This is a genomic window from Staphylococcus sp. MSU001, assembly GCF_052976705.1.
On the sequence record NZ_JBRIKK010000040.1, the window covers coordinates 1 to 2,375 of the forward strand.

Sequence of the window (2,375 nt, forward strand, 5' to 3'; positions counted from 1 at the left end):
ATTCACCTCGACCACTAACTTCTGTAGAGTTCTCCGTTACTTTATTGATTGTTGGTTGCTCTGGTGCTGTCGTATCGATGACATTGATAGTCAAGGTTGTGGTAGCGGTATTGCCATCTTTGTCTATCGTTGTAATAGTGATTAGATATTTTCCTACCTCAGTTGGTGTACCACTGATTGTGTTTGTTGCTTCATCAAATGTTACACCGTCAGGTAAGCCGTCTACTTTATTTGTTACGGCTTGGCCACTGTTATCTTCTGACTCTATTGTAATCGGAGTAATTTCTGTGTTAACTTCTTGCGTTTGATCTGCAATATCTTCAACCGTCGGTTTTGTCGTATCTTCTACATTGATTGTGAATGTTGTCTCTGTTGCGTTACCACTCTCATCCGTTGTCGTTACCGTCACTGTGTAACTGCCAACCTCACTTGGCGTACCACTGATTGTGTTTGTTGTTTCATCAAACGTTACGCCGTCAGGTAGGCCTTCTACTTTATTTGTTACGGCTTGGCCACTATTGTCTCTCGCCTCTATCTTTATCGGCTCAATCTCTGTATTAACTTCTTGTTTTTGATCCGCAACACTTTCAACCGTCGGTTTTGTTGTATCTTCTACATTAATTGTGAACATTGTTTCTGTTGCGTTACCACTCTCATCCGTTGTCGTTACCGTCACTGTGTAACTACCTACTTCACTTGGTGTTCCACTAATTGTATTCGTTGTTTCATCAAACGTTACGCCGTCAGGCAGACCTTCCACTTTATTTGTTACTGCTCGACCACTGTTATCTTCTGACTCTATTGTAATCGGAGTAATTTCTGTATTAACCTCTTGTGTTTGATCTGCAATATCTTCAACCGTTGGTTTTGTTGTATCTTCCACATCAATTGTGAATGTTGTCGTTTCAGAATTACCATTTTCATCTGTCGCCGTTACCGTCACTGTGTAACTGCCTACTTCACTTGGTGTTCCGCTAATTGTGTTCGTCGTTTCATCAAACGTTACACCATTAGGTAGACCTTCCACTTTATTCATTACTGCTTGGCCACTATTATCTGTAGCCTCTATCTTAATTGGATCTATTTCTGTGTTAACCTCTTGTTTTTGATCCACAATATCTTCAACCGTCGGTTTTGTCGTATCTTCCACATCAATTGTGAATGTTGTCGTTTCAGAATTACCATTTTCATCTGTCGCCGTTATCGTCACTGTGTAACTGCCTACTTCACTTGGTGTTCCGCTAATTGTATTCGTTGCTTCATCAAACGTTACGCCTTCAGGTAGACCTTCTACTTTATTTGTTACTGCTTGGCCACTATTATCTTTCGCCTCTATCTTAATCGGCTCAATTTCTGTGTTAACCTCTTGTGTTTGATCCGCAACACTTTCAACCGTTGGTTTTGTTGTATCTTCTACATCAATTGCGAATGTTGTTTCTGTTGCGTTACCACTCTCATCTGTTGTCGTTACTGTAATATCGTAACGGCCCACTTCACTTGGCGTACCACTAATTGTGTTTGTTGTTTCATCAAACGTTACACCATCAGGTAGACCGTCTACTTTATTCGTCACTGCTCGACCACTGTTATCCTCTGACTCTATTGTAATCGGAGTAATCTCTGTATTAACCTCTTGCGTTTGATCTGCAATGTCTTCAACCGTTGGTTTTGTTGTATCTTTCACATCAATTGTGAATGTTGTTGTTTCAGAATTACCACTCTCATCCGTTGTCGTTACCGTCACTGTGTAACTACCCACTTCACTTGGTGTGCCGCTGATTGTGTTCGTTGCTTCATCAAACGTTACACCATCAGGTAAACCTTCTACTTTATTTGTTACTGCTTGGCCACTGTTATCTTCTGACTCTATTGTAATCGGAGTAATCTCTGTGTTAACTTCTTGCGTTTGATCTGCAATATCTTCAACCGTCGGTTTTGTCGTATCTTCTACATTGATTGTGAATGTTGTTTCTGTTGCGTTACCACTCTCATCCGTTGTCGTCACTTTAATATCGTAACTATCGACTTCATTTGGTGTACCGCTGATTGTGTTTGTTGCTTCATCAAATGTTACACCAGCAGGTAAGCCGTCCACTTTATTCGTTATCGCTTGACCACTATTATCTTTCGCCTCTATCTTAATCGGCTCAATTTCTGTGTTAACCTCTTGTGTTTGATCCGCAACACTTTCAACCGTTGGTTTTGTTGTATCTTCTACATTAATTGTGAATGTTGTTGTTTCAGAATTACCACTCTCATCCGTTGTCGTTACTGTAATATCGTAACTACCAACTTCATTTGGTGTTCCACTGATTGTGTTTGTTGCTTCATCAAATGTTACACCGTCAGGTAAGCCGTCTACTTTATTTGTTACG

Annotated in this window: 1 protein-coding gene; it reads right to left on the reverse strand. The window is 40.4% G+C overall.

Annotation, left to right across the window (positions count from 1 at the left end; translation table 11 throughout):
- The coding region (locus ACVBFA_RS11600; protein ID WP_447158861.1) for a putative Ig domain-containing protein at positions 1-2,375 on the reverse strand (2,375 nt) is incomplete at both ends.